The organism is Streptomyces sp. NPDC043876, from assembly GCF_056435825.1.
The window spans coordinates 38349-61207 of sequence record NZ_JBWKDV010000012.1 but is presented as its reverse complement, the minus strand read 5'-3'; the positions used below and the strand labels follow the sequence as shown (position 1 = coordinate 61207).

Below are 22859 nucleotides of genomic sequence, written 5' to 3'. Positions count from 1 at the left end.
AGCCGCTCGCGGAGTTCGCCGAGCTACGGATCATCCGCTGCACCACCCCCGCGCCGACAATCGCTCAACGCGTCACCGACCGTGCCCACAACGACAGCCAACGGGTCGCCCATGGTGACAAGGCCCTGCTCGCCGACATGGAGGCCAGCGTCTACGACCCCGACCAGTTCGTCCCGATCAGCGTGGCCGCTCCGAGCCTGTTGGTGGACACCTCCGACGGCCACATGCCTGGCATGACAGAGATCCAGAGCTTTCTGCTAAGGCCGGGTCACCCAGGCGATACCGGGCGAGGGCCCATTCGTGGCCGCTCTCACACCAGCGACCAGCCGTGACGGTGCGTACAGAAGCTAGGTGAGGGCAAGGTGGCTTCGGCGGATGAAGTCGGCTACCTGGGGCTCGCGGCGCCAGGGGTTCAGGCTGTCGGTGAACCTGCGGACGTAGTCGTGGGCACGAGCGGAGCGCACCTTGCTGAGGATCTCTAGGGCTTGGGTGCCTGTGGCAAGGCCCTGGTCGAGGTCGTTGGCCTGGAGGTGGGTTGTGCCGATGACCGCCAGGCGGATACCGACGGCGCGCGTGTAGACGCCGGGGGGCATGGCGTCGGCCTGCTGGTTCCAGCGCAGAGCAGCGGCCGCGTTCCCGAGGTCCCGGAAGATCTCGGCGGCGTCCGCGCTGATCCTGGCGTGAGTGAGGTAGGCGAGCCATTCCGGGTCAGGGGTGCCCGGCCGGATCGAGTCGATCAGATTCTCCGAGGCGGCCAGCGCGGTCGCGGCCGCCTTCTCGTCACCTGCGCGTCCGTATGCGCGGGCGGCAGCGAGCTTGGCGAAGGCCAGTACGCGGGGTGCCGCCGTGTGCCTGGCGCGTTCGTAGGCGCCCTCGGCCATGTCGATGGCTTCGGTGACGTACCCGCGGAGGAAAGCTTGGAGGCTCATGGTGGCCAGTACGTAGCAGCCGGTCTGGAGGTCGCCGGAGCTGCGGGCCAGGCGCAGAGCTTGAACGAAGTGACGTTGGGCGATGTCGTGATGGCCCATGTCGAATGCTGACCAGGCGGCGACGCGGGCGAGTTCTGAGGTGACAGTGAAGAGCTCGCTGCCGACGGCTTCGGTGTAGGTGCCCAGGAGAAGGGGCGCGGCGCGCTGCTGGAGGCAGTCGACGACGGAGGAGGCGTGCCAGTTCCCGCCGCCGAACTTGGAATCCCACTGGCGGGCTTCATCGGCTGCGGCCCAGAGTTCGTCCAGGTCGCTTCGGCCGACTCGCTGTCCGCCGGTTCGGGGCGTGGCGGGGTCGGCAGGGTTGGCGAGCCAGCGGGAGACCGGGCTGCCGTACGCGCTGATGGCGAAGGTGCCGGCTGTCAGTAGGGTTCGGCGGTCCACGGTGCTCCAGTACTCGGCGGCCAGACGCAGGGCGTCCTCGGGGTCTCTGGGGAAATCCAATCCGAAGTCTTTCCCTGGCTGTTGCACCTCACCCATGCCTATGTCGTTGACGCTGACCGGCCGGCCGAGGCGTTCTTCCAGCGCAGCGGCGATGCAGGCGGGCGTCGGAGGCCTGGGGATCATGCCGCCGGTCCAGTTGCCAACACTCGTATGGGTGTATGCGGTCGTGCCGTTCGTGAGCTCGTTGACCCGGTGGGCCAGAGACTTCCTGCTCATGCCTGACGCGGTCAGGAGCTTGAACAGGGCCTGATTGGGCGTCTTGGGGCGACGGTGAGCCGCGGGCATACGGACCCCTCTTGACGGTGGTGTCCCCGGCGGCAGTGTTCACGCCGGTCCGAACTGCCGAGCCTATCCGCCGGGGCTGACAGGGACCGGCGGTCTGCGATTTGTGTGCCCCCTCTGTGTGCCTCCCCGCAGACCGGCCCCGACGGTTTCCTGGGTCTCCCGCCGGTTCACGCTCCGCGCCCGGCATCTGCGGCCAGCCTCGGAGGTCTTGGTGAGACAGAACGTTCAACCCCCTCGGTACGACAACGCCGCGGGGATCTTCGCCTCGTGCGGTACGTCGTACGTGGCCTACCGCCGTCGCCACACCCCGGCCGTCGTCGACTACCTCGCCCATCAGTTCAGCGGGACGGCCGAGCAGTCCCGGGTCCTGGACCTGGGGTGCGGGCCCGGGACCCTGGCGCTGGACCTGGCCGAGCGCGGCATCTGCGTGACAGGGGTCGACGTCTCGCCGGAGATGCTGGCCGCGGGCCAGGACTGGGCAAAGACCCGCGGCATCCGGTCGGTCACCTGGAAGGAGGCCGACGCCACCGAGGTGGCGACCCTGACGGAGGACGGCGGCCTCTTCGACGGGGCCACCGTCGCTGACTCCTTCCACTGGATGGACCGGCCCCGAGTCCTGGCCGCCCTCGAGCAGGCCGTCCGGCCGGGCGGGTTCGTCGCGGTCGTCGGCTATCGGGCGCCCGGCACACAGCGCGAGTGGTGGCATCCGCTCCTGGAGCAGCTGCGGCTGCGCTGGCTGGGCTCGGCCAACCTCGCGGGACCGGGCGGTGCCTATGTGGAGCCGGCCGGTGGCCACGAGGAGGTCCTGCGCCGGTCCGCGTTCAGCCAGGTGTCCGTCCTGCGCGTGGACTACCAGCGGATCTACTCCCTGGACGAATTGGTCGGCCTGCAGCGCACTTACGCGTACTCCTCGGCGGCGACGCTGGGCGAGCGGCAGGCAGCCTTCGAGGAGGACATGCGCGGGACGCTGACGGCCGCCTGCCCCGAAGGCGTCTTCACCACCGACCTCCAGGCCGCGGTGATCATCGGCCGCCGTCCGGGCGACGCCGCCTGAGAACCACCCCGTCCTTCGCGGTGCGTGCCTGATCCGGATCGCACCGCGGCCAACACCTCCCGCGTTTGGTCGCGGGTTCACATGGGAGAGCTGGATGAAGGTCATCGTGATCGGCATGGGCCGCTTGGGCGTGCCCTACATGACCGCCCTGGCCGAGCTGGGGCACGACGTCCTGGGCGTCGACATCAACCCCGAGACGCTGGCGGCGCTGATGGCTGGGCGTTGCCCGTTCGACGAGCCTGGTGTCACGGACTACATCGCCAAGCACAGTGAGGCGGGTCGGCTGCGGTTCACCGATTCCTACGACGAGGCGGTGGCCCACGGGGATGTCTTCTTCCTGGCGGTGCCGACGCCGCAGCGCGAGGGCGCGCAGACGATGGACCTCGGGGCGGTCGAGGAGGCCATCGTCGGTATTTCCCGTCGGCTGACGCGGGACGCGGTGGTGATCGGGAAGTCGACGGTGCCGGTGGGGGCCGGTGCGCGGCTGGCTGCTCTGGCGGCGGAGGAGGCGCCTGCGGGGGTGGCTGTGCGGGTGGGCTGGAGCCCGGACTTCCTGCGGGAGGCGCTGTCGATGGAGACGACGCTGCACCCCGCGCGGCTCGTTCTCGGTTCCTCGGACGCCGACCGGCCGGTGGTGGAGGGGGTCGTCCGCCGGGTGTGGGGCGGCTGGCTGGAGGCCGGGGTGGAGCTGCTGAGCACCGACTTCATGACCGCGGACCTGACCAAGGCGGCCTCGAACGCGTTCTTGTCGACGAAGATGTCGTTCGCGAACCTCGTGGACGACGTCTGCCAGGCCGCGGGCGCGGACTTCGGGATCGTCTCCCGCGCGATGGCGCTGGACCCGAGGATCGGCCAGTTCGGGCTGACGGCCGGCCTGGGCTGGGGCGGCTCGTGTCTGGGCAAGGACATCCGGGCCTTCGCCGACCGTGCCGAGGACCTGGGCGCGGTCGCCGCGGCTGGGTTCCTGTCCACTGTGGACCGGGTCAACACCGGGCGCCGGGTGCTCGCCGTCGGGCATGCGGGCGCGGTCCTGTCCGGCGGTCTGGACGGCGCGGTCGTCGCGCTCTGGGGTGCCTCGTTCAAGCCGTCCGTTGGCGACATCAGCGACTCCCCCGCCCTGGACGTCGCCCTGCGGTTGCACCGCGCGGGGGCGCAGGTGAAGGTGCACGACCCCAGCGTGAATGATCTGGTGCGCCGCCAGCACCCGGGGCTGACGGTGGTCGACTCGCCCGCCGAGGCGCTTGTCGGTGCGGGTGTGCTGGTCGTGGCCACCGACTGGCCGCGCTACTCCGCGCTGGACCCGGCATCGCTCACCGACAGCACCACCCGGACCGTGATCGACGCCCGCCGCTGCCTCGACGCCGCCCGCTGGCGGGCCGCCGGCTGGGACCACCAGACACTCGGCGTCTTCCGGCACACCCTCGCCCAGGAGGTCTGACATGACCGCGTTCGGACACGTCACGACGCATCGCGGGGTGAGCGGGAGCCGGGGATGGGTCGTCGCTCCGATCCACGCGCTGGGTGACCCGGCGCCGCAGAGCCGCTACGTCCTGGTCGCTGACGACCTAACGCCAGCCGACACTGCCGGGCTGGACCTGGCCCTGGTGGCCGGATTCTGCACAGCAGGCGGAGGCCCCACCTCCCACACCGTGCAGGTGGCCCACAACCTGGGCATCCCGGCCGTCGTCGCCGCCGGCCCTGCGGTGCTGACCGTGGCATCGGGCACGGTGTGCGCGCTCGACGGCGACGGCGGCCTCCTGCATGCTGGCCTGCACGGTGCGGACCTGGAGTCGGCGAGGATCCGGGAGCGCGAGCACGCGGAGCGGGACCGGCTGAGGCGCGAGCGCGCACTGGCCGCGGGCCCGGTCGCAGGTGGGGTCACACTGTCCACGACGTTCGTGAAACCGGCACAGGCCGCCGAGTTCGCGCGCAGCGCCGCGAGCGGGATCGGGCTGCTGGCGACCGAGCTCCTCTTCCTGGGGCACGAAAGCGAGATCACCGACGAGGACGCCCACTTCCGCGCCTACACCGAACTGGCCCGGGCCGTTGGGGACGCGGAGATCACCGTTCGGACCCTGGACATCGGCGGCGACAAGCCGGTGCCCGCACTCAACCTGCCGCAGGAAGACAACTCCTTCCTCGGCGTGCGCGGTCTGCGTCTGGCCCTGGCCCGCCCGCAGGACCTCCTGATCCCGCAGCTGCGGGCGCTGTACCGGGCGGCCGCGGACGGCGCGCGCGTGCGGATCATGTTCCCGATGGTCACCACCGTCGAGGAGTTCACCCGCGCCGCGACGATCGCCGAGGACATCCGCAGCGAGCTGGGGGCGCCGAAGGTGCCCTTGGGCGTGATGGTGGAAGTACCCGCCTGCGCCCTGACCGTCGACCTCTTCGCCGAGCACGTCGACTTCCTCAGCATCGGCACCAACGACCTGACCCAGTACCTCCTGGCGACTTCCCGCACCAACCCGGCCCTGGCCCACGACATCGACCCGCTGCACGTCGCGGTGAACCGCACCGTCGCCCAGGTCACCGACGCCGCCGCAGCAGCCGCCATGCCGGTCACCGCCTGCGGAGGGCTCGCGGCCAGCCCCGTGGGCGCCGTTGTCCTGGCCTCGCTCGGCATCACCGGCCTGACCGTCACGATGGCGGCGATTCCCGCCGTCCACGAAGCCTTGTCCCGCCTCGATGACCAGGCGCGCCGCACGATCCGGCACCAGGCCCTCAACATCGGCGGCACCGGCCACCTCACCGAGCACGTCACCGCCCGCCTGGCCCTCTGAGCTGGCGGAGTCCCATCCCTCTCACTGGCCCGGGGCATCAGCCGTGCCCCGGGCCCGCTCCCGACATCCGACCGGAAGGGTCGCCTCGCCATGCCCTCGAGCAGCCCCCGCCCGATCAACGTCCTGCTGATCGGCGGCTGCGGCCACTGGGCCGCCACCGAGAACCACGTCCCAGCCATCCTCGACCTGCAGCACCAAGGGTTCCCCGTCCGGGTCAGCGCCATCTGTGACCCGCGCGACCCCTACGACAAGAACCTGCTGTACCACATGCCCGCCCTGATGGACCTCCTGCGCTGGGACCGCCCCCAGTGGATCCAACCCCGCCCCAAAGAGAGCAGCGAGGACCTGGAGAGCCGCCTGGACGCCGCGCACGCCCTCCAGCCGTTCGACGTCGCGATCGTCGCCTGCGACCCCGTCGCCCACTACCCCTACCTGCACTGGGCGACCCGCCGCGGCATCCACGTCCTGTGCGACAAGCCGATCCTCGCCGTCGCGGACGCCGCCTGGGACGTCCACGCCGCCGCCACCCTCGACACCCAGTTCGACACCCTCCTCAAGGCCCACCGCGACCGCCCGGGGCATCTGTTCGCCCTGCCCATGCGCCGGCGGGCCAACGACGCGTTCGTCGATTCCTCCCGCCTCATCACCGAGGTCTACGAGGAACACGGTCAGCCGCTGACCATCGGCACCGTCAACGTGACCGGAGGTCACTTCCGCCTCCCGGAGGAGTACGCCCTCGGCAACGCCCACGGCTATACCAGCGGCGTCGGCGCGCTGACCTTCTCCAGCTACCACTACATCGACCTCATCGCCTGGTACCTGAGCCTCGCCCAAGGCCCCGTGACCACCCTCCGCATCACCAACCACTTCGTCAGGCGCGTGCGCGACTACCTCGACACCGGCCAGAACCGCCCCCTCGAAGCCCTCCTGCGCTCCCTCTCGCAGACCAGCCCGGCTCCCACCAGCTCCGGCGGCGTGGACCGGCGGACCGGGCTCGCCGAGATGGACTTCGCCTTCACCCTCGAACTCCTCGACGACGCCGGCCGCGCCCACGGCTACCTCGCCTACTCCTTCACCTCCAACAGCTACTCCCACCGCCAGGTCGGCGCCCTCGAGGCCGACCGCGCCGGCCACCTGCCCTTCCGGGAGAAGGGCCGCATGTCCCAGTTCGTCATCGACCTCCACCAGGGCCCCCTGCAGCACGTCCGCGTCAGCAAGAACGACATCGTCGGCGACCGCTACCGCATACGGCTCGAACACCGCCGCAACCCCCTGATCGACCCGTCTGGCGGCCGCCACGCCGACACGGTGTATGAGAACGCGCACAGCGCGAGCAAGGTCACCCCGAAGGCCATGACAGCTGAGTTCCTGCGCCTCGCAGCGGGATGCACCCCGGACGAGAGGATCGCCCGCCGCATGACCCACCTCGAAGGCCAGAGCCTCACCCAGCGGATCTACGCCGGTATGTACCGGCTGATCGCCGCCCGCCACGAGGCTGACACCGCCGGCCATCAGGACGCCATCCCGTCAGTCCTCATCGACATCCCGCGCTGATACCGCAGTCCCAGCACTCGAAGGACACCTCAATGAGCACTGACCCGGCCGTGGACCACGGCATCCTCTTCTACCCGCGCGGCGGGTCCTCCCTCGTCGTCAAGAACCTCACCGAGCAGACAATCGCCGCCGGCCGCGCAGCGCGCATCTTCGCTGGCTCCCTCGGGCAGCGGGGTGCCTACTCCCACGCCTCGACCTTCTACGACGGCCTGCCGCTGACGGTCTCCGACTACAACCCGGCCGCCGCCGCCCACGCGCACGGCCAGGACGCCCTTGCCCAAGCTGTGCCCCTGCACCCCAGCTACGAGGACCGCACCGGCGCTCCCGACCGGGTCTTCGCAGCCGTCGCCCCGCACACCGCCGACGCCATCGAGGCGTACTGGCGCCGCCACCTGACCGCCCACCAGGCAGGGAAGGCCGGGGTCCTGCACCTGCACCACCTCACGCCCCTGCACGGCATCGCCCGCAGCGGCGGCTTGCCGGTGGTCACCACCCTGCACGGCACGGAGCTGAAGTTCCTCGCTAACGCCCAACGCCGCCTCCGGCTCGCCAACGCCCTCGGCCTGTCCCTCGCCGCCCTCGGCCAGCAATACCGCCAGGCCCCCCGGGCCGCCCTGCGGCGCATCACCCAGACCGCCGGTACCCCCGACCTTGACGAGGCCCAGGCCCTGCTCACCGACCGCTGGCAGAGCTGGACCCACGCCCAGCACTGGGTAGACCGCCTGCGCGCCTACGCCCGAACCAGCGACCGGATAGTGGTCATCTCCGAACAGGACCGCGTTCTGGCCCAGTCGCTGGGCGAGATCTCCGACAGCCGAATCGACGTCGTACCCAACGGCGTCGACACCGAACGCTTCGCCCCGCCCGCGGCCTTCGACGACACCGATCGCCACAAGATCCTCACCCGGTGGCTCGTCGACGACCCCCAGGGCTGGGCGCCCGGAGAAGCCCCTGGCAGCATCCGTTACACCACCGCCGACGTCCGCCGTATCCTCCACGATGACCAGGGCCGCCGACGCCCGCTCCTGCTGTGGATGGGCCGCTTCCTCGCCTTCAAACACCTCAACCTCCTGCTGGAGGCCATGGCCGTCCTGCGCGACCGCGCGCAAGTCAGCCCCGCGCTGCTGATCCTGGGAGGCCATCCCGGCGAATGGGAGGGCACCCACCCCCACACCCTCGCCCGCGCCCTGGGCATCACCGACGACGTCTTCTTCGCCGGCTGGCGCCCCCACAGCGACCTCATCGACGGCCTACACTGCTCCGACCTCCTCACCGCCCCCTCCGTCGACGAGCCCTTCGGCCTGATCTACCTCGAAGCGATGGCCTCCGGCACCCCCGTCATAGCCTCCGCCAGTGGCGGCCCCCTCGGCTACGTCACCACCCGCGGCCCCCACGCGACCGGCTGGCTCCCTTCCCCCGGCGACCTTCCCGACCTCGTCACCACCATCGAGCAGGCACTGGCAGGCCCCGCCGAGCTCGCCCGCCGCGGCAAGGCCGCCCGCCGATTCGCGCACGACCACTACTCCTGGCGCTCCCTTACGCCCCGCTACCTCGACATCTACGACCGCGTCCTCGCCGACCGGTCGTGAACCGCCCGGCATCCCGACGAAACGCGGTGATTCCACCCGGGTGAACCCCGCCGAGTAGGGTGTCGCCCGTCATCAGAGCGGCACCCGGGCAGTCCGACAATCCGCCTGACCCGGCACGAAGAGAATGGGTAGACCATGGCAGAGCGAGGCATCGCGGTATTCGGCGCCGGATACATCGGCCTGGTGACCGGCGCGTGCCTCGCCGAGCTCGGCCACCACGTCACGGTCCGCGACATCAACCCCGAACGCGTCCGCATCCTGCGCGCCGGGGACGTCCCCATCCACGAACCGGGCCTTGGCGAGATGATCGCCCGCAACAAGGAGCGCCTCACCTTCACCGAGGACCTCAACGAGGCCCTCGTCGGCGCCGAGGTCGCCTACGTGTGCGTGGACACGCCGCCCTCGGCCTCCGGCGACGCCGACCTCACCCGCGTCTGGGCCGTCATCCGCTCCCTGACCAACGCCCAGGATCTGCGCGCCGTCGTGATGAAGTCCACCGTCCCCGTCGGCACCGGCGCCCGCGCCCGCGTCTTGCTGGACGAGAACGGCCTGTCCCACGTCGGATACGTCTCCAACCCCGAGTTCACCGCCGAGGGGCGGGCTGTCACCGACTTCATGTCCCCGGACCGGATCGTCATCGGCCAGGACGACGCCACCGCCGGCGCCCTCGTCGCCGCCCTCCACACCGGCATCAACGCCCCCGTGGCCACCATGGACGTCAAATCGGCCGAGATGGTCAAGCTCGCCTCCAACGCGCTCCTCGCCACGAAGATCAGCTTCGCCAACGAGATCGCTACTCTCTGCGAAAACACCGGCGCCGACGTTAGCGAAGTCCTCGGGGCCGTCGGCATGGACCACCGGCTCGGCGCTCACTTCCTGCGACCGGGGATCGGCTGGGGCGGCTCCTGCTTCCCCAAGGACAGCGAAGCCCTGCGCCAGATGGCCTCCAACACCGGCTTCCACCCCCAGCTGCTCACCGCAGTCATCAACGTCAACAACATCCAGAAGCGCCGCGCGGTCCAGCACCTCAAGGACGAGCTCGGCGACCTCGCCGGCAAGTACATCGCCCTCCTGGGCATGGCCTTCAAGCCCGGCACCGACGACATGCGCGAAGCTCCCTCCACCGTCCTCGCCAGCCGCCTGCTCGCCGAAGGCGCACAGGTACGCTCCTGGGACCCGCTGGCCCGCCCCGCCTCCGGGGAACCCTGGGACTCGGTGACCCGCTTCGCAACCCCTCAGCAGGCCCTCGAGGGCGTGGACGCAGCGGTGATCGTTACCGAATGGCCCGAACTCGCCGAGCTCGACTGGACCGAGGCGCACAGCCTGATGCGTACCCCGGTCATGTTCGACGGCCGCAACCTCCTCGACCCGGCCCGCCTGCGCGAGATCGGGTTCCGGTACACCTCTGTCGGCCGCCCGTAAGCCGGGGCCGGTCCACGGACGGGCGCCGCACGGAACGAAGGTAAACCGGGCATCGTTCAGGCGGTACCCGGTTAGCACCCTGCCTGCAAGATCCTGAGAGCGTCTCCCTGTGCGCCTTCCGCTCACTACGTAGACCGGATGCTGTCAATCACCCTCCACCCCTTCGCCGAAGCAGGATCCAACGGGCACGGCGAACTGCGGCATCTACGCCTGGGGCGGAACGCTTCGTTCTGGTGCGCTCGGACCTTGCAAGTTCCAGGGCTCGCGCGCCTCCACCCAACTGGCAATTGGCCGCCCGGGCGACGCGCTAGCCACCTTCGCGGCCGCCGCCCGGGGCGACGGCGGCGCGGTACGCACCCGCGCCCTCTACCTCACCCGGCGGGCCGACGCACAGTTGCGCCAGGGCCACCAAGTCAACCCTGGCCGGTAGGCTTCGCGAGGCGTTGAGCGGATCGGTCATCGCAGACCCGGAGGACGTCAGCGCGCTCCTTCGACAGAGCAGACTAGCGAGGCGCCGGGCCCTGCACGTGGATGCCGCCCAGCGATCTCGTGGTCAGGTCAGCGCCCGCTGCTGCCTGCCAGAAAACCGGCAGGCGACGCAGTCCACGTTTATGGAAGGAAGGCCACCACTCCAACGCGCTGACCGGGACCGCCAGCTCGATGCGGTTGCGGCGTGCGAGGAGGCTTGCGAGGGCAATTTCGGCTTCGAGGCGGGCCAGTGGTGCGCCAAGGCAATAGTGAATTCCGTGGCCGAAGGCGAGGTGGCCGCCATAGGGGCGGGAGGGGTCGAACTGGTTGGCTTGGGGGAACTGCTGCTCGTCGCGGTTGGCGGATATGAGGGAGACCCAGACGCGGCCGCCGGCGGGGATGGAGACTCCGCCGATGGTGAGGTCTTCGAGGGCAAACCGTCGTACGCCCAGTGGGAAGGGCGGGTTCCAGCGCAGCGCTTCTTCGACGACCGCGCGGAGCGGTGTGGTGCCGGCGCGAACGGCGGTCATCTGCTCGGGGTGGAGAAGCAGGGCCAAGACGGCGTTGGCGATGAGGTTGACGCCGTTGTCGTAGCCGGCGAAGAGCAGGAGGAACGTCATGGCGACGAGCTCGGGCTCGCTCAGGCTGTCGTCCTCATCACGGGCCTCGATCATGGCGCTGAGGAGGTCATCGGTCGGGCGGCGGCGCTTGTCGGCGATCATGGCGACGAGGTAGCGGTACATGCTGCGCATCGCTTCCCGTGAGTCGGCGGCGGCGCCAGGCTCTGGGGACATCAGGGAGCTGGTCCACGCGCGGAAGTCACGGCGCCCTTCATCGGGGATGCCCAGCAGCTCGCAGATGACTTCCATGGGCAACGGGTTGGCGAGTGCCTCGATGAGGTCGACGCTCGGACCGTCGGCTGCGTCGAGCAGGTCGTTGGTGATCGCCTGGATGCGTTCTCGCAGGCTCTCCAAATGCCGTGGGGTGAATGCTTTGGAGACCAGACGCCGCAGTCGCGTGTGGTCGGGCGCGTCCATGTTGAGCAGGTGGGCGTCGAGCTCGGGCGGCATGGACGAGGTGTACTCACCGCTGGTGCGGGCGTTGACCTTGTTCAGGGACAGTCTGGGGTCGGCGAGGGCTTCGCGGACGTCCCCGTAGCGGGTGACGACCCATACGGGTTCGCCGTCCGGGGTGGTGGTCTGGTGAACCTGGCCTACGGCCCGCAGCTGTGAGTACCGGCCATGCGGGTCGGCGATCAGCTCGTCGTTGAAGATGTCCATGGTCAGGCCGCCGCCGCGGCGCTGGCGCGCTGGGTGGTAGCCACGACAGTGGCTACGACGGGGGACTTGCGGTACGCCTCCGCCACGCGGGTCAGCCAGTCGGCCTCTCGCAGGATGTCACCGCCCGCGGGATCGTGAGGGAGCAGCGGCTGTGAAGTGCCCTGGTCGGATCCGGTGGCCCGGGCATGAAGGGCAGCGGCGATCTGGGCGGCTTCAACGACTGCCTCGAGGTCGTCTCCAGTGAGACCTTGAGCTTCGCCGAGTGCGCGCGCGGTTTCGGCGACCTCGCTGTCGTAGTGCGGCCGGAGGGACAGCTGGCCGTCGCGGATCTCCACCACCTGGCGGTGCCGGAGCAGACGCAGGTCCCGCGCGGTGTGCTCGACTTCGGCGTCGTCGTGTGGGCGCAGGGCGAGGCCACCGTCACGGACCTCAAGAACCTGGCGGCGGAGAAGCCGGGGCAGGGTGCGGATCGTCCAGCGTGTCTGCCGGGGCGCCGGGGCCAGGAGCACGATCTCGGGGAAGGCGCGGGTCATGTCCCGCCACAGCGGATAGAGCTGTCGGTAGGCACGGTAGTCCGCAGTGAACTCCCGTCCCCTGCTGAGGCCGACACCCCATGCAGGCATGGTGAATCCGATGGAGAAGGCGGCAGCGGCCACGCTGGCCGACATCGGGGCGATGTCATTGCTGGCCACGGCGAGAGGGGAGTCGCCGAAGAGCCCCCACACCAGCGAGGAGGTTTTGAGCACGGAGTACCCGAGCCCGAAGCCGGCGCCGACGGTGACCGTGCGCAGCCCGCGGCACAGCCACGGCGCGTCAACGGCCTTTGCGTACCTCCAGCACAGTCGGACGAGGCCGGTCATGCTGACGGTGAACAGGGTGAAGTACACGAGAAGGAAGCCGGTGATGTACGGCGTCCGGGCGTAGAAGACATCGAAGTCGATCGGGCGTTCAGCTTCAGATACGTCGCCGAGGAAAAACAAAACGATCATGCAGATGATCGTTGTCACCGAATAAGCGACGATCACCCGATGGCGCAGCCGGATCTTGGACTGGGCAGACGACCAGCTGACGAGCAGGGCGACGAATGAGGCCAGACAGACAGCCACTGCGACGTAGGTGATCAGCGTCGCAATGTTCGGATAGTCGAGCGCGGAGTCGATGCGCACGTACAGCCATGGTGAAGCCGTGACGAAGGGCGACGCAAAGGTTCCGATGGCCAGACACAGCAGCCGGAGCTCGCGATTGGTCCAGTCCTTCATGAGGTCTCTGAACTTGTAGGCGAAGGCGGACCACGTGATGAGCGCGAGGATCGCGTAGACGACGTTCTGGAGCACTACTCAGATCCTTCGTCCGCTGCGCGCCAGCAAGGAGCGCTCAAGGTGATCCACGAGGTTCGCCACACCGGCGGGCACTTCCCGGGCGGCCTGGCGGCGCTGGGATTGGCCGGCCTGCATGGGAAGGAGGGAGGCCACGACCTCGGCCTGCTGCTCCTCAAGATCGAGATACGAGGTACGGGCCAGGACCGTGCGGACCAGGGCCGGATCGAGGTTCGGCATGAGCAGTTGCGAAACCTCGTCCTGATCGGAGGGCAAGGATCGGTGGTCGAGGAGCATGTGCCCGATCTCGTGGGCCACGATGTGCTCCTGGTGTGCCCGTGTGGTGTTCGCTTGGTAGAGGATGTAGTCGCAGTCGTCGGTCTCTACCCACAGCCCGGAGGGACTCCCCTCGTAGACGGGGATGGCCATCGGCAAAACCGAGAGCGGCCTGCCTCTCCTCTGCTCGATGAGATCGCACACCTCGTTCACGTCGTAGGGGGCTGGAATCTCGAGCTGGCGAACCACCTTTCGGCAGTAGTTCAGCAGCGTCCTGTTGTCCATCCCCGCTTCCCCCACCTGTTCGGCAGTGCCCTGCCAACGTACGAATTCCACTGAGCCCCCGAAGTCATCCGAATGAGAACGGCCACCTGAGCGCTTACGTCCGGATGAGCGGGACAGGAGCCTATATCAGCCTGTTTTGGCTGGTCACGCTCAGGCGGCTGTCGGCCGCCGCCCGAGGCGAAACGCAGGGCAGGTCACATGCGCTGCCGCTTGCCGGCCCTTCCGAGGTGTTCGATGACCGGCACGAGTGCAGTGAGTGCGTCCTCATCCAGTTCAGCGACAGCCCGCAATGCGACCTTTCGGGCCCCCGCTTCCTTGAAGGCGTTGAGCAGGGTGAGGTCATCAGAGACCTTGGCAGCGACGCCGTCATCGAAGAAGTAGGGAACCGGCACGCCAAAAACCTCGGCGAGACCCTGCAGTTGCTTGCTGGTCGGGTCGTCCCAAGTGCCGGCGCGCAGTGCAGCCACGCGACTTGCCGAGATGTCAGATCCGCGAGCCGAGACGGCCTGGGCGACCTCCTCGTCGGTGTAGGGCCCGCGCCCTCGCGGGTGCACGACGTCGAAGAGATGGGTGAGTCGGGCTGCCAGGCTTACGGCGGATGGACGGGCCGAGAGGGCCCCGTCGGCCTGCGGCCCGGGAGCGCTCTTCTGTTCCTTGGAGGGCAAGTCAGTCTCACCGAGGAGGTATCCCACCGTGACCTTGAACACGCTGGCCAGGGCTACAAGTGTGTCGAGTCCGGGGTTCGAGACCTTCTCGCCCTTGATGTTGTGCACCGTCTGGTGGCTCACAGTCGGTCCCCCGAGTTGAGCCGCTATGTCCCTACTGCGGTCCGCGACCTCGTCGGCGTTGCTAGGCCCGGATCCGTCCGGATGCCTGTTGTCCATGAGCCACTTGAGACGCTCAGCGAGCGTTCCCCGGCGGGAAGGCGCCTCACCCATCCTGCTGATCACTACTCTCCTCGGCCGGGTCTTGCACGTATACCGCGCATAACTCTAGTGCGTTTGACATTCGATCACCCCAGCTAGGCTGCCCTCTAAGCCGCTTGACAGGCTGACGTTCCGTCCGCCTATGGTCGGGCCTGTAAGTCAAGCTGGCTTGATGGACCATCCTCCGGGAGCTGGTCCGGACTTGTCCAGCGGCAACCGGGGGGTAGGACCAGAACATGCGCTGGAGGCTTCGCCGCTCAAGCAAGCCAGCAGTACCAAGCCATCGAGCGGTTCGCAGGGAAGCTCAGCAGATCGTCGATGCCATGCCGGTGCCGGAGCCCTTCTCGCTCGAGGGCCTCATCGCCGCCATCGAGGCCGAGCGCGGGCGGAGCATCCATTTGATCCCGGTTCCGGACCAGCTCCTTGCCGGCTCGTCGCTGTGCGGTCTCTGGATGAAGCAGGAGAGCGGCCAGTTCGACTTGATCTTCTACCCCCACAGCACCAGCAGGTTCCACCAGGAGAAGATCATCCTCCATGAACTGGGCCATCTCTGGTGCGACGACGCCGACGGTGTCACTGGCGAGGAGGCCGCCGAGCTCCTCGGAGCCTTCTCACCCGCGCTGATCGAAAAGCTGGTCAACAGTGAGCAAGCGGCAGCGCGCCGTCGGTACGGGACCCATCGGGAAGTTCGCGCCGAGACAGTCGCTGACTTGATTCAGCATCAGGCATACACCGCCGAACTCATGATCGAGCCGGATGACGCAGTGCTCCGCTCCCTCGCCGAATCACTTATGTACCCAAGCAGGAGACGCCCATGACGGATGCAATCTCGTATGTCATCGCGGGGATTCTGCTGCTGCAGGCCGCCTGGAGGGCTCCGGCGGCGCTGCAAGGCCGTGCCCGCGAGAGATCGCTCTGGGGCACCCTGACCGCCATGTCTCTCGCCTGGCTGATGCGTACCGACTCCGGTAAGTGGCTCGTCAACCACGTCGGCATCTTCGATCTCGCCACGCTGCTCAAGCACCTTCTCACGGTGGCCGCGCTGGGATCTCTGTTTCGCTACGTCACAGCGGTCGACGCCGCCGAGGTCCGGACCGGCGGCGTTGCCGGCCGTCGGATCCGTATCACCGCAGGAGCGCACCGCCATGCCAGCATCGTCGGCGGTGCTGTCTCAATCGCCATGGCCGCGGTCTTTCTTCTGGGGCTCCACCGAACCGAAGTGCCCACGGCGCCGGAGTTCTTGGAGCGCCACACTGGTGAGCCTGCTTTGGCTGTGTACATGGGGCTGTTTTATGCGTTCTCCGGAACGGTGATCGGCTTGTGTGCCTACCAGTGGGGAAGCAAGGCAACCGCTGCCCGTGGGACCGCACTACGTGCAGGGCTGTGGTTGATGACCACGGGCATGATCATTGGAGCCCTGTACGCGGCTGTCCGGATCATCTATAGCGTGCTGGCTGCTGTACACCCGGTCTCCAACGCCCACGCTGCAGTTCAGGAGGTCGTCACCGACATCCTGCTGTATAGCTGCTTCCTCCTCTGGGGTATCGGCGTCGTCGTTCCGGCAACTCAGGCGGCGAGGAACCGCTACGAGGTCCTCGTCAAGACCGTCAAGCTGCACCCGCTGTGGCGCGACCTCGCGTTGGTCAACCCAGACCTGGTCGCCGTGCCTCCCAGCCGCCTCCTGCCGGGCAGCCGTCTGGTTGCCCCGGTGAACACAGCTCGCGACGTGCTCTTCGGTGGCATGTCTCCGGCGTTCCGGCTCGGCCGGTACATCACCGAGATCCAGGACGCGATTCTGGAGCTGCGCCGCCGCGCTCCCGAAGACCTTTACATCCAAGCCCTGCAGACGGCCGAGCGCGATGGCGGCGATCCCACGATCCAGGAGGCACGCGCCCAGGCGCTGTGGATCCGAGCTGCGCTGGCTGCTGCCGACCGCCCGGCGGGCCAGCCCGTCGCCTTCCCGTCCGACCGCTGTGAAAGCCTCGCCGCGGAGGGAGCCTGGCTGCTCAGCGTGGCAGCCGCCTACACCGAAGTCACCCCCTACGCGGTGGTTGCCCTTCTCGCAGAGGAAGGCCAGCGGGCCTGACCCGGGCCTTGTCCACCGCACCCCGCTGATGCACAGGAGCACACCATGGAAATGACGGAGACCCACACCCGCATAGGTGCCTCGGCCGCAGCCATCGTCACCGACTCCGAGGGCCGCGTCCTGATCGTGAACCCTCTCTACAAGCCGAGGTGGAACCTCCCCGGCGGCCGCGTCAACGCTCGGGAACTGCCCCGTGTGGCCCTCGCCCGTGAACTCCGCGAAGAGCTTGGTCTCGATCTGCCGATCGGGGACCTGCTTGTCCACGCATATGTGCAGACGGGCGGCGACGGACACGCGTACTACGTATTCGACGCGCCCACGCTTTCACCTGAGCAGAAGGCGTCCATCCGGCTCCAGGAAGACGAACTCGGCGAGTTCCGCTTCGTCGAGCCTGCTGAACTTGATGCGGAGCTGATCCCCCCGCACGCGCTGGCCGCTTGGAAGGCGACGCTCGTTGCCCGCGAGGAACAGCGCTTCCAGTTCGTCGAGGTGTCGATGTAGGGCGTCCTACTCGGGTCGGCCCCCGCTGCCCGGGTCCTTGGGCAGGTCGGACTTGATCCGCGCCACCGTTTCATTGATGAAGTCGAGCATCTGCGGTGTGAGCGCGTCGCCGTCGCCTCGTGCTGCCATTCCCGAAAAACCACTGGTGAGCAGGCGTGCTGCGCTGACGATGCGGTGAACTGATTCGTCCTCACTCGCCAGGAACGCCGGAGGAGCGTCCAGGGCAACGGCCAGCGCCTCGAGCTGTTCAGTCGAGGCGCTGGTCTGCGTGCCTGAACGAAGAGCAGCCACCAAGTCGGCCGTGAGTACCGGCCGGCCAGCCGTGGAGTTTCCACGTGCAGCGAGCCCGGCGTCGTCTGGCTGCTCGCCAGGTTCACCGAGTTCAAGCAGATATGCGATCCGCTCGGCGATGGTGTGGGGCACACCGGAGGCCGGCTCGGCGCTCACCTGCGCGGGAGGTGCCGTCGGGGTGCTGGGGTCAGGGACGGCATTCCCGAATGAACGCTCCTGAGCGGCCAGCAGGACCGGCACGGAGACACCGTATGCCTTGGCCAACAAGGGGACATAGTGATCGGACAGCCGTCGCTTCCCGCCTTCCGCCTTGCGTAGGGGGCTGGCGCTTCGCGTCCGGAGAATCGCCTCGGTGTCCTTCTGGGAAAGCCCAGCGTCACATCGAAGGTCCCTCAGATCACGTAGCCCCTCGCGAGGGAACAGGGCATCCAGGCCGACACCGAGCAGGGCGGCGATCTTCGGAAACTTCTCCGGCGCCGGCGCTGCCCGCCCGGCCTCCCAGTTGGCTTCAGAAGTATCTGAGACACCCAGGGCCGCAGCCAGCTGGGACTGGGTGAGGTCGGCTGCTCGGCGAGCCCTGCGCACGTGGCTTCCGTCGAAGCGGCGATCGGGCATGGGTTCTCCTGCGGCTTTGGTGCTTGATTGAGGGAAGCCCTCACTCTAGCGACTTGATTGGGTCCGTCGATTGAGGATAACTTCATCCCAGTGACCGTGGTGGTCAGACTCTGGCATGAGGGTCTCTTTTGGCATGCCTTAGGTCGTTGCCACAAGCCCGCACCGGGAGGTGCCAGCCAGCAGGACTTGAGCTGCCATGACCACTGGCCACTCACGAACAGTCGTGTCCAGCAGCATTCTGGGAGGGGGAACCCGATGTCAGCAAACACGGAGGACATCAAGAAGGCAGGACGCAACGCGTCCCGAAGCAACCACTGGGTCCGCCCGGGGCGGGGATTGTGCGCATCGCAGGCGCCCACCGAACCGAGGCCAGCGGTCCATGTAGGGCGCCGAGCCCAACGGAAGTCGTCTTCCCCGCTCTCCCAGCCGGTCGGCGGCGGGATCGAAGGCCAGCTGTTCGAGCTCAGCGTCGTCCCTGCGGCCCCCGAGCCCGCTCCTTCAAACTCTCCGACGCGGGCCCAGCCTCGGATCTGGCCGCTGATCGACCATGATTTCGCCCAGCGGGAGCTGGTGGCCATGGAGATGCTCACCGCTGGCGTCCATCCCACTCGCGTGAACGAGGCCACTCGCCTCGGTACGGTTGAGATCGCCCGCCTGGTCGGCGTTTGCGCAGAGGAAGCGAAGAATCCTGCCGTCGTTCCTGTCGTGGGACGCACCCCGGCGCGGCCCCATCGAGGCGTCGCGCTGCCCCGTCCGCAGAAGCCGACGGCGGCTCGCCTGCACACACGTCTCGAGCCACCCCGTCCGGCCACGCTCTGTACTACACGCCGGCAGGACCAGCGCGCAGTCAACGGACCGCCCCAGCAATTGGCTCTCTCCATCTCGGCAGCCCGGCACCCGCGCGCGCGGCGCCAATACCGGCCTCTTTCTAGCAGGCCCGGCGCCCCGTCCTGCGTACAGCTCGTCTTGATCGCCGCTTAGCCGCCGCCCAGCTGCGACACCCACCCACACCTTCACGGCACTCCTACAGCCCGTCCGTCACGGGCTCCCGTTGTGCTGCCCTGAAAGTCCCGTAAGGACCCCGAGTTGAGCACATCCCCATCCAGCCCCGATCCGCGCGCCCTCTCCGTCGAACCGCACGGACAGTGGATCGCGTCGACCGTCGGGCGCATCGCCAACGGGGCGTACTCGTGGATGCAGGCGGTCCACTGGGTTCACCGCTTCGCTGGCTTCAGCAGCGCCCGCACTCACGGTCCCCGCCAGCTCAACACCACCACCCTGCTCGTTGCCCAGGAGCTCGCACGCCTCGAGCCGTGCCGCCCCGGGGTGGCCTACCTCGTGCGCAAGCTCAAGGTCTCCGCGCGCACCGTGAAGTACCACCTCGGGCTTCTGCGCGAGAGCGGACTGCTGACCTACGTGGCCAAGGGCACCCGGCTGCGCGGCGGCCAGAACCACGCCAGCGAGTTCGTATGCACCATCCCCCCGGCCTTCGACCAGACCCTGGGGCTACGGACCTGCGCGTCCGACAAGTACATCCGGGCCATCACCGGGGTCTCCGATCACGGCCGGCCCGTCCTCGCCCGCCTCGGAACCGATGCCCAGCGCAAGGTCCGACGCCGCCGCAGCAGCTGCACCGGAACCCGTCGCTCCGCCACACGCCGTTGCACCCCAATGGTGGGTGGTTCCTCAACGTCTTCTTCCACCGGTTCTAACTCGCTTCCCTCTGAAGCGAAGCTCGACAACGGGAAGCGCACCACCACCCCCTCGAAGAAACGATCCGTCGCGGGCCGCCGCCTCAACACCGTCGGCCGCCGTCACCAACTCGCCCGCGAACTCACCCAGCAGGTCCCCTGGCTTGCCCGCGCCAGCGCCCCCCGAATCGCATGGATCGTGCGCCACGTCGCCGATGCCGGCTGGACGGTCGAAGAAGTCATCGCCGTCCTTGCCCAGCAGGACCCCGCCCGTACCGTCCACCGCCCCAGCGGGTTCCTCGCCGACCGCCTCCGCGGCGCCCACAAGCTCTACGACACCCCCGCCCGGCGCCAGGCGATCGTCGAATGGTGGCGCGACAGCAACAAGGCCACCAAGGCACGGCACGCCGAATGGGACAGCCGCTGGAACGCCCCCCGCAGTGCTTCGATCGCCCGGGCCGTCGAGACTGCCTTCGACCAGCTGTGCCGTCCCTCCCGGAGCCAGGAAGCCGAAGAGGCAACCGCCACCCCTTCGACCGTCGGCGCCGAGCTGGTCGACCTGAGCCAGCTGACTCCCGCCCAGGTGGGCGAACTCCGCGCAGCCGCGCTGCAGGACCCGTCGCTGATCACCACCACCATCGAGGCCTGCGGCGAGCCGTACGCGCGGCGCCTCTACACCAACGAACTCGTCACCCGGGTGCAGCGCCTGGCAGCCGCCGGCCGCGTGTTCCTGCACAGCTGGAGGGCAGCGTGAGCCAGTCCGAACAGGTCGTCGGAATCGACCTCGCCCGCCAGGCCCTCAGCGCCGCGCGCGCCACTGCCCGAAGGCAGGGGGCGACCAGCACCGCCAAGCAGCGCCACAGGCCGAAGGCCACCTCCTCTGGGCGGGACCGGCGCGAACCCGCGGGCCTGGAATGGATCCTGCTCCAGGTCCAGGCCGAATACGGCTGGGAGACAGGCAAGCGAGGAGGCGAGGTGCTGACCAACTGGGCGTCCATCGTCGGTCCCGCCGTCGCAGCACACCTGGAAGCCGTGGCGTACGACAAAGACACCCGCCTCCTGGAGATCCGGCCCGACTCGGGCGCCTGGCTCACCCAAGCCGGCCTCATCAAGACCGGCCTCATCAAGAAGATCAACGACGCCCTCGGACCGGACTCCGTCCGCGACATCAGCATCCTCGGCGTCGGCAGCAGGCCCTATCGAACCCCCACCAGGAACTCTGAGCCCGCCGCCCTGCGTCAGCCGGCACCCGCGGAGCACCCGCACGCACGCATCCGAGTCCGGGAGGACGCACCACCAGGCTTCCACCGCGCTCTTCAGATCCACCAGCAGGTCTGGGCGGCGCACAAGGCAGCATCCGCGCCGAGCACAGACCGGCCCGCCACACACCACCGCCGCACCGAGACGGACACCTCACGATGAACAACCCCAGTCACCCCGTGCCCCAGCGGGACGGAGTCCCTGCTTCCCGCCGGCCGAGCGCGTCGCACATCACCGACGCTGAACTCGACGAGCTCTTTCGCGAGCGTGACGGCTACCTGCGCCTCGCCGCGCTCCTGGTGATCCGGGGCGGCCTGCGATGAACCTGGAACTGCCGCACCGAGACGATCTGATCATCCCCTGCGCCAAAACGGACCCGGAGGTCTTCCAGCTCACGAAGTGGAGCGACAGGGCCAAGCAAATCTGCGCCGCCTGCCCCATCAGCACCGCCTGCAAGACCAGTGCTCGGCAGAACCGACTCTGGGGCACCTGGGGCGGAGAGACGAACGACGAGCGAGTGGCCGCCGGCTTCGTCCCGACCGGGTGGGGCAAAAAGATCCGCAAGAACTGATCACCGAGTCACGCTGGGACGCACGGTGCCGTGACTTTCGTGCTGGTGGCAGTAGCCAACCCTCCAGTGCCACCAGCCGGATCCGGAGAACGCCTTTCCTGCACCCGCGTGCCACGGCTACCGTGAACGCATGGCCGAGCTCCGCATCACTCTTTCCGACGACGTCCAAAGCCTCCTGGAACGGAACGCCGCGGACGCCGGTGTTCCCGCGGAGGAGTACGCCGGCCGTCGCCTTGCCGCCGATCAGCAGCACGCCGCCTTCCTGGCCGGCGCCCGCCTGTTCATCGCCGAACACCTCGACCTCGCCGAGGGCACCGCTGAAGCTACGGCCGCGGCCCGCGACGCCGCCTGACCCGGAGACCGAACGTGCAGCTGACCGTTGACCGCATCTGGATGCTTGAGATCGCCCAATCCCTGCTTCCCGGAGAGCCAGCTGTCACCGACTGGGGGGCCCTCACGGCAGCGGAAGCCCGGCACGCGGCCACCATCATGGACCACGACCCGGCGTACACGACCCCCGAACAGCGGGCCGCAGCCCTCCTTCACTGCCTGGTCCAAGTTCCGGCCCTGGAGCACAGCAACGCCCTGTTCGGACTGAGCGTTGCCGCTGGCTTCCTCCACGCCAGCGGCAGGTCGGCCAAGGTCACCAGCTCCGATGCCGAGTCACTCGTCGCCGGAATCCGCGACGGAAGTCTGGACGTGTGGGCCGTCGAGGCGGCGCTCACGGCCTGGACCAGCTGAGGTATCCGCGCCGGACTCACAAGACCGGCCGTGAGATCGAACCGGCAGTCTCACGTCCCCGCCCCCACGAACGCCGCCGCAGACCGACCGGGTCAGCGGCGGCGTTCGTGCCGGTGGCGTGCCGCTCATCCGGATTTGCCGAGTGCTCAGCCGAACGTCCCCGTAGCGGTGTGCCCGACGGACACGGCCCCCAGCTCAAAGGCGGAGTCGGGCCACGTGCCCAACGTTTCGCGTCGAGCTTGCCGACTGGCGCCGAAGGCCGGACCCACCCGGTGGGTTACGTGGTATCCGCTGCCGCCGGCGTCTCGGGGCGCCGGCGGCAGCAGCCGTTAGGGCATTTCGTTCAGGATGCGGGCCGCGAGTTCCGCCTCGCCCTCGCACAGGATCTTGTTGCCCTGCTCGTCCTCGTCCAACGGGCACTACATCGGGCCGCCGGGC

Annotated in this window: 21 protein-coding genes; 15 read left to right on the top strand and 6 right to left on the bottom strand. The window is 68.7% G+C overall.

The features are described 5' to 3' along the window. Nucleotides 1-347: 347 nt before the first annotated feature. Complete coding sequence (locus AC0693_RS31365) at nucleotides 348-1646, bottom strand: sporulation protein (protein WP_478803581.1); 1299 nt, start codon at nucleotides 1644-1646, stop codon at nucleotides 348-350. Nucleotides 1647-1926: 280 nt separating this feature from the next. Between AC0693_RS31365 and AC0693_RS31360 the strand changes: the two genes are divergently transcribed. The 6 genes from AC0693_RS31360 (at nucleotide 1927) to AC0693_RS31335 (ending at nucleotide 10114) form a co-directional block, all read left to right on the top strand. Then, nucleotides 1927-2769, top strand: a complete 843-nt coding sequence (locus AC0693_RS31360) for a class I SAM-dependent methyltransferase (RefSeq protein ID WP_478803580.1) — start codon at nucleotides 1927-1929, stop codon at nucleotides 2767-2769. 94 nt (nucleotides 2770-2863) lie between these two features. Further along, on the top strand, nucleotides 2864-4207 hold the full coding sequence (locus AC0693_RS31355; RefSeq protein WP_478803579.1) for a UDP-glucose dehydrogenase family protein: 1344 nt from the start codon (nucleotides 2864-2866) through the stop codon (nucleotides 4205-4207). Between the two features lies 1 nt (nucleotide 4208). Then, on the top strand, nucleotides 4209-5549 hold the full coding sequence (locus AC0693_RS31350) for a putative PEP-binding protein (RefSeq protein WP_478803578.1): 1341 nt from the start codon (nucleotides 4209-4211) through the stop codon (nucleotides 5547-5549). A 90-nt stretch (nucleotides 5550-5639) separates the two neighbouring features. After that, nucleotides 5640-7103 carry a Gfo/Idh/MocA family oxidoreductase gene (locus AC0693_RS31345; protein ID WP_478803577.1) on the top strand — a complete coding sequence of 488 codons (1464 nt, stop codon included), beginning with the start codon at nucleotides 5640-5642 and terminating at the stop codon, nucleotides 7101-7103. A 32-nt stretch (nucleotides 7104-7135) separates the two neighbouring features. After that, on the top strand, nucleotides 7136-8692 hold the full coding sequence (locus AC0693_RS31340; RefSeq protein ID WP_478803576.1) for a glycosyltransferase family 4 protein: 1557 nt from the start codon (nucleotides 7136-7138) through the stop codon (nucleotides 8690-8692). A 135-nt stretch (nucleotides 8693-8827) separates the two neighbouring features. Next, the gene (locus AC0693_RS31335; protein WP_478803575.1) at nucleotides 8828-10114 is read left to right on the top strand and encodes a UDP-glucose dehydrogenase family protein; all 1287 of its coding nucleotides are present in this window, start codon (nucleotides 8828-8830) and stop codon (nucleotides 10112-10114) included. A gap of 503 nt (nucleotides 10115-10617) precedes the next feature. Here the strand turns inward: AC0693_RS31335 and AC0693_RS31330 are convergent. From AC0693_RS31330 to AC0693_RS31315, 4 genes are all read right to left on the bottom strand, one after another. Continuing rightward, a complete protein-coding gene (locus tag AC0693_RS31330) occupies nucleotides 10618-11862 on the bottom strand; it encodes a cytochrome P450 family protein (protein ID WP_478803574.1) in 1245 nt (414 codons plus the stop codon). 2 nt (nucleotides 11863-11864) lie between these two features. Next, nucleotides 11865-13196: an MAB_1171c family putative transporter gene (locus AC0693_RS31325; protein ID WP_478803573.1), complete on the bottom strand. Its 1332-nt coding sequence runs from the start codon at nucleotides 13194-13196 to the stop codon at nucleotides 11865-11867. 3 nt (nucleotides 13197-13199) lie between these two features. Next, nucleotides 13200-13739: a toxin gene (locus tag AC0693_RS31320; protein WP_478803572.1), complete on the bottom strand. Its 540-nt coding sequence runs from the start codon at nucleotides 13737-13739 to the stop codon at nucleotides 13200-13202. A 194-nt stretch (nucleotides 13740-13933) separates the two neighbouring features. Further along, nucleotides 13934-14689 (bottom strand): helix-turn-helix domain-containing protein, encoded by a 756-nt coding sequence (locus AC0693_RS31315; RefSeq protein WP_478803571.1) that lies wholly within the window; start codon nucleotides 14687-14689, stop codon nucleotides 13934-13936. A 299-nt stretch (nucleotides 14690-14988) separates the two neighbouring features. Here AC0693_RS31315 and AC0693_RS31310 point away from each other — a divergent pair, with 299 nt between their 5' ends. Genes AC0693_RS31310 through AC0693_RS31300 form a run of 3 tightly spaced genes read left to right on the top strand, consistent with a single transcriptional unit; the run spans nucleotide 14989 to nucleotide 17252 of the window. Next, entirely contained in the window at nucleotides 14989-15483 is a 495-nt protein-coding gene (locus AC0693_RS31310) for a hypothetical protein (protein ID WP_478803570.1), read from the top strand. Then, the gene (locus AC0693_RS31305; protein ID WP_478803569.1) at nucleotides 15480-16751 is read left to right on the top strand and encodes an MAB_1171c family putative transporter; all 1272 of its coding nucleotides are present in this window, start codon (nucleotides 15480-15482) and stop codon (nucleotides 16749-16751) included. Before AC0693_RS31310 ends, AC0693_RS31305 begins: the two co-directional genes overlap by 4 nt. 45 nt (nucleotides 16752-16796) lie before the next feature. Beyond that, the gene (locus AC0693_RS31300) at nucleotides 16797-17252 is read left to right on the top strand and encodes an NUDIX domain-containing protein (RefSeq protein WP_478803568.1); all 456 of its coding nucleotides are present in this window, start codon (nucleotides 16797-16799) and stop codon (nucleotides 17250-17252) included. Between the two features lie 6 nt (nucleotides 17253-17258). Here the strand turns inward: AC0693_RS31300 and AC0693_RS31295 are convergent, their stop codons facing one another. After that, a complete protein-coding gene (locus tag AC0693_RS31295) occupies nucleotides 17259-18158 on the bottom strand; it encodes a helix-turn-helix domain-containing protein (protein ID WP_478803567.1) in 900 nt (299 codons plus the stop codon). A 1086-nt stretch (nucleotides 18159-19244) separates the two neighbouring features. On the opposite strand from AC0693_RS31295, the gene AC0693_RS31290 reads away from it, so the two are divergent. The 6 genes from AC0693_RS31290 to AC0693_RS31265 all read left to right on the top strand — a co-directional run bounded on the left by AC0693_RS31290 (nucleotide 19245) and on the right by AC0693_RS31265 (nucleotide 22421). Then, entirely contained in the window at nucleotides 19245-20603 is a 1359-nt protein-coding gene (locus tag AC0693_RS31290; protein ID WP_478803566.1) for a hypothetical protein, read from the top strand. Then, nucleotides 20600-21271 (top strand): DciA family protein, encoded by a 672-nt coding sequence (locus tag AC0693_RS31285; protein WP_478803565.1) that lies wholly within the window; start codon nucleotides 20600-20602, stop codon nucleotides 21269-21271. The genes AC0693_RS31290 and AC0693_RS31285 overlap by 4 nt, the downstream gene beginning before the upstream one ends. After that, a complete protein-coding gene (locus tag AC0693_RS31280; RefSeq protein ID WP_478803564.1) occupies nucleotides 21268-21432 on the top strand; it encodes a hypothetical protein in 165 nt (54 codons plus the stop codon). Before AC0693_RS31285 ends, AC0693_RS31280 begins: the two co-directional genes overlap by 4 nt. Next, a complete protein-coding gene (locus tag AC0693_RS31275; protein WP_478803563.1) occupies nucleotides 21429-21680 on the top strand; it encodes a WhiB family transcriptional regulator in 252 nt (83 codons plus the stop codon). Before AC0693_RS31280 ends, AC0693_RS31275 begins: the two co-directional genes overlap by 4 nt. A 130-nt stretch (nucleotides 21681-21810) precedes the next feature. After that, nucleotides 21811-22032, top strand: a complete 222-nt coding sequence (locus AC0693_RS31270; protein WP_478803562.1) for a hypothetical protein — start codon at nucleotides 21811-21813, stop codon at nucleotides 22030-22032. 14 nt (nucleotides 22033-22046) lie between these two features. Continuing rightward, nucleotides 22047-22421 carry a fic family toxin-antitoxin system, toxin component gene (locus AC0693_RS31265; RefSeq protein WP_478803561.1) on the top strand — a complete coding sequence of 125 codons (375 nt, stop codon included), beginning with the start codon at nucleotides 22047-22049 and terminating at the stop codon, nucleotides 22419-22421. The last annotated feature ends 438 nt before the right edge of the window (nucleotides 22422-22859 follow it).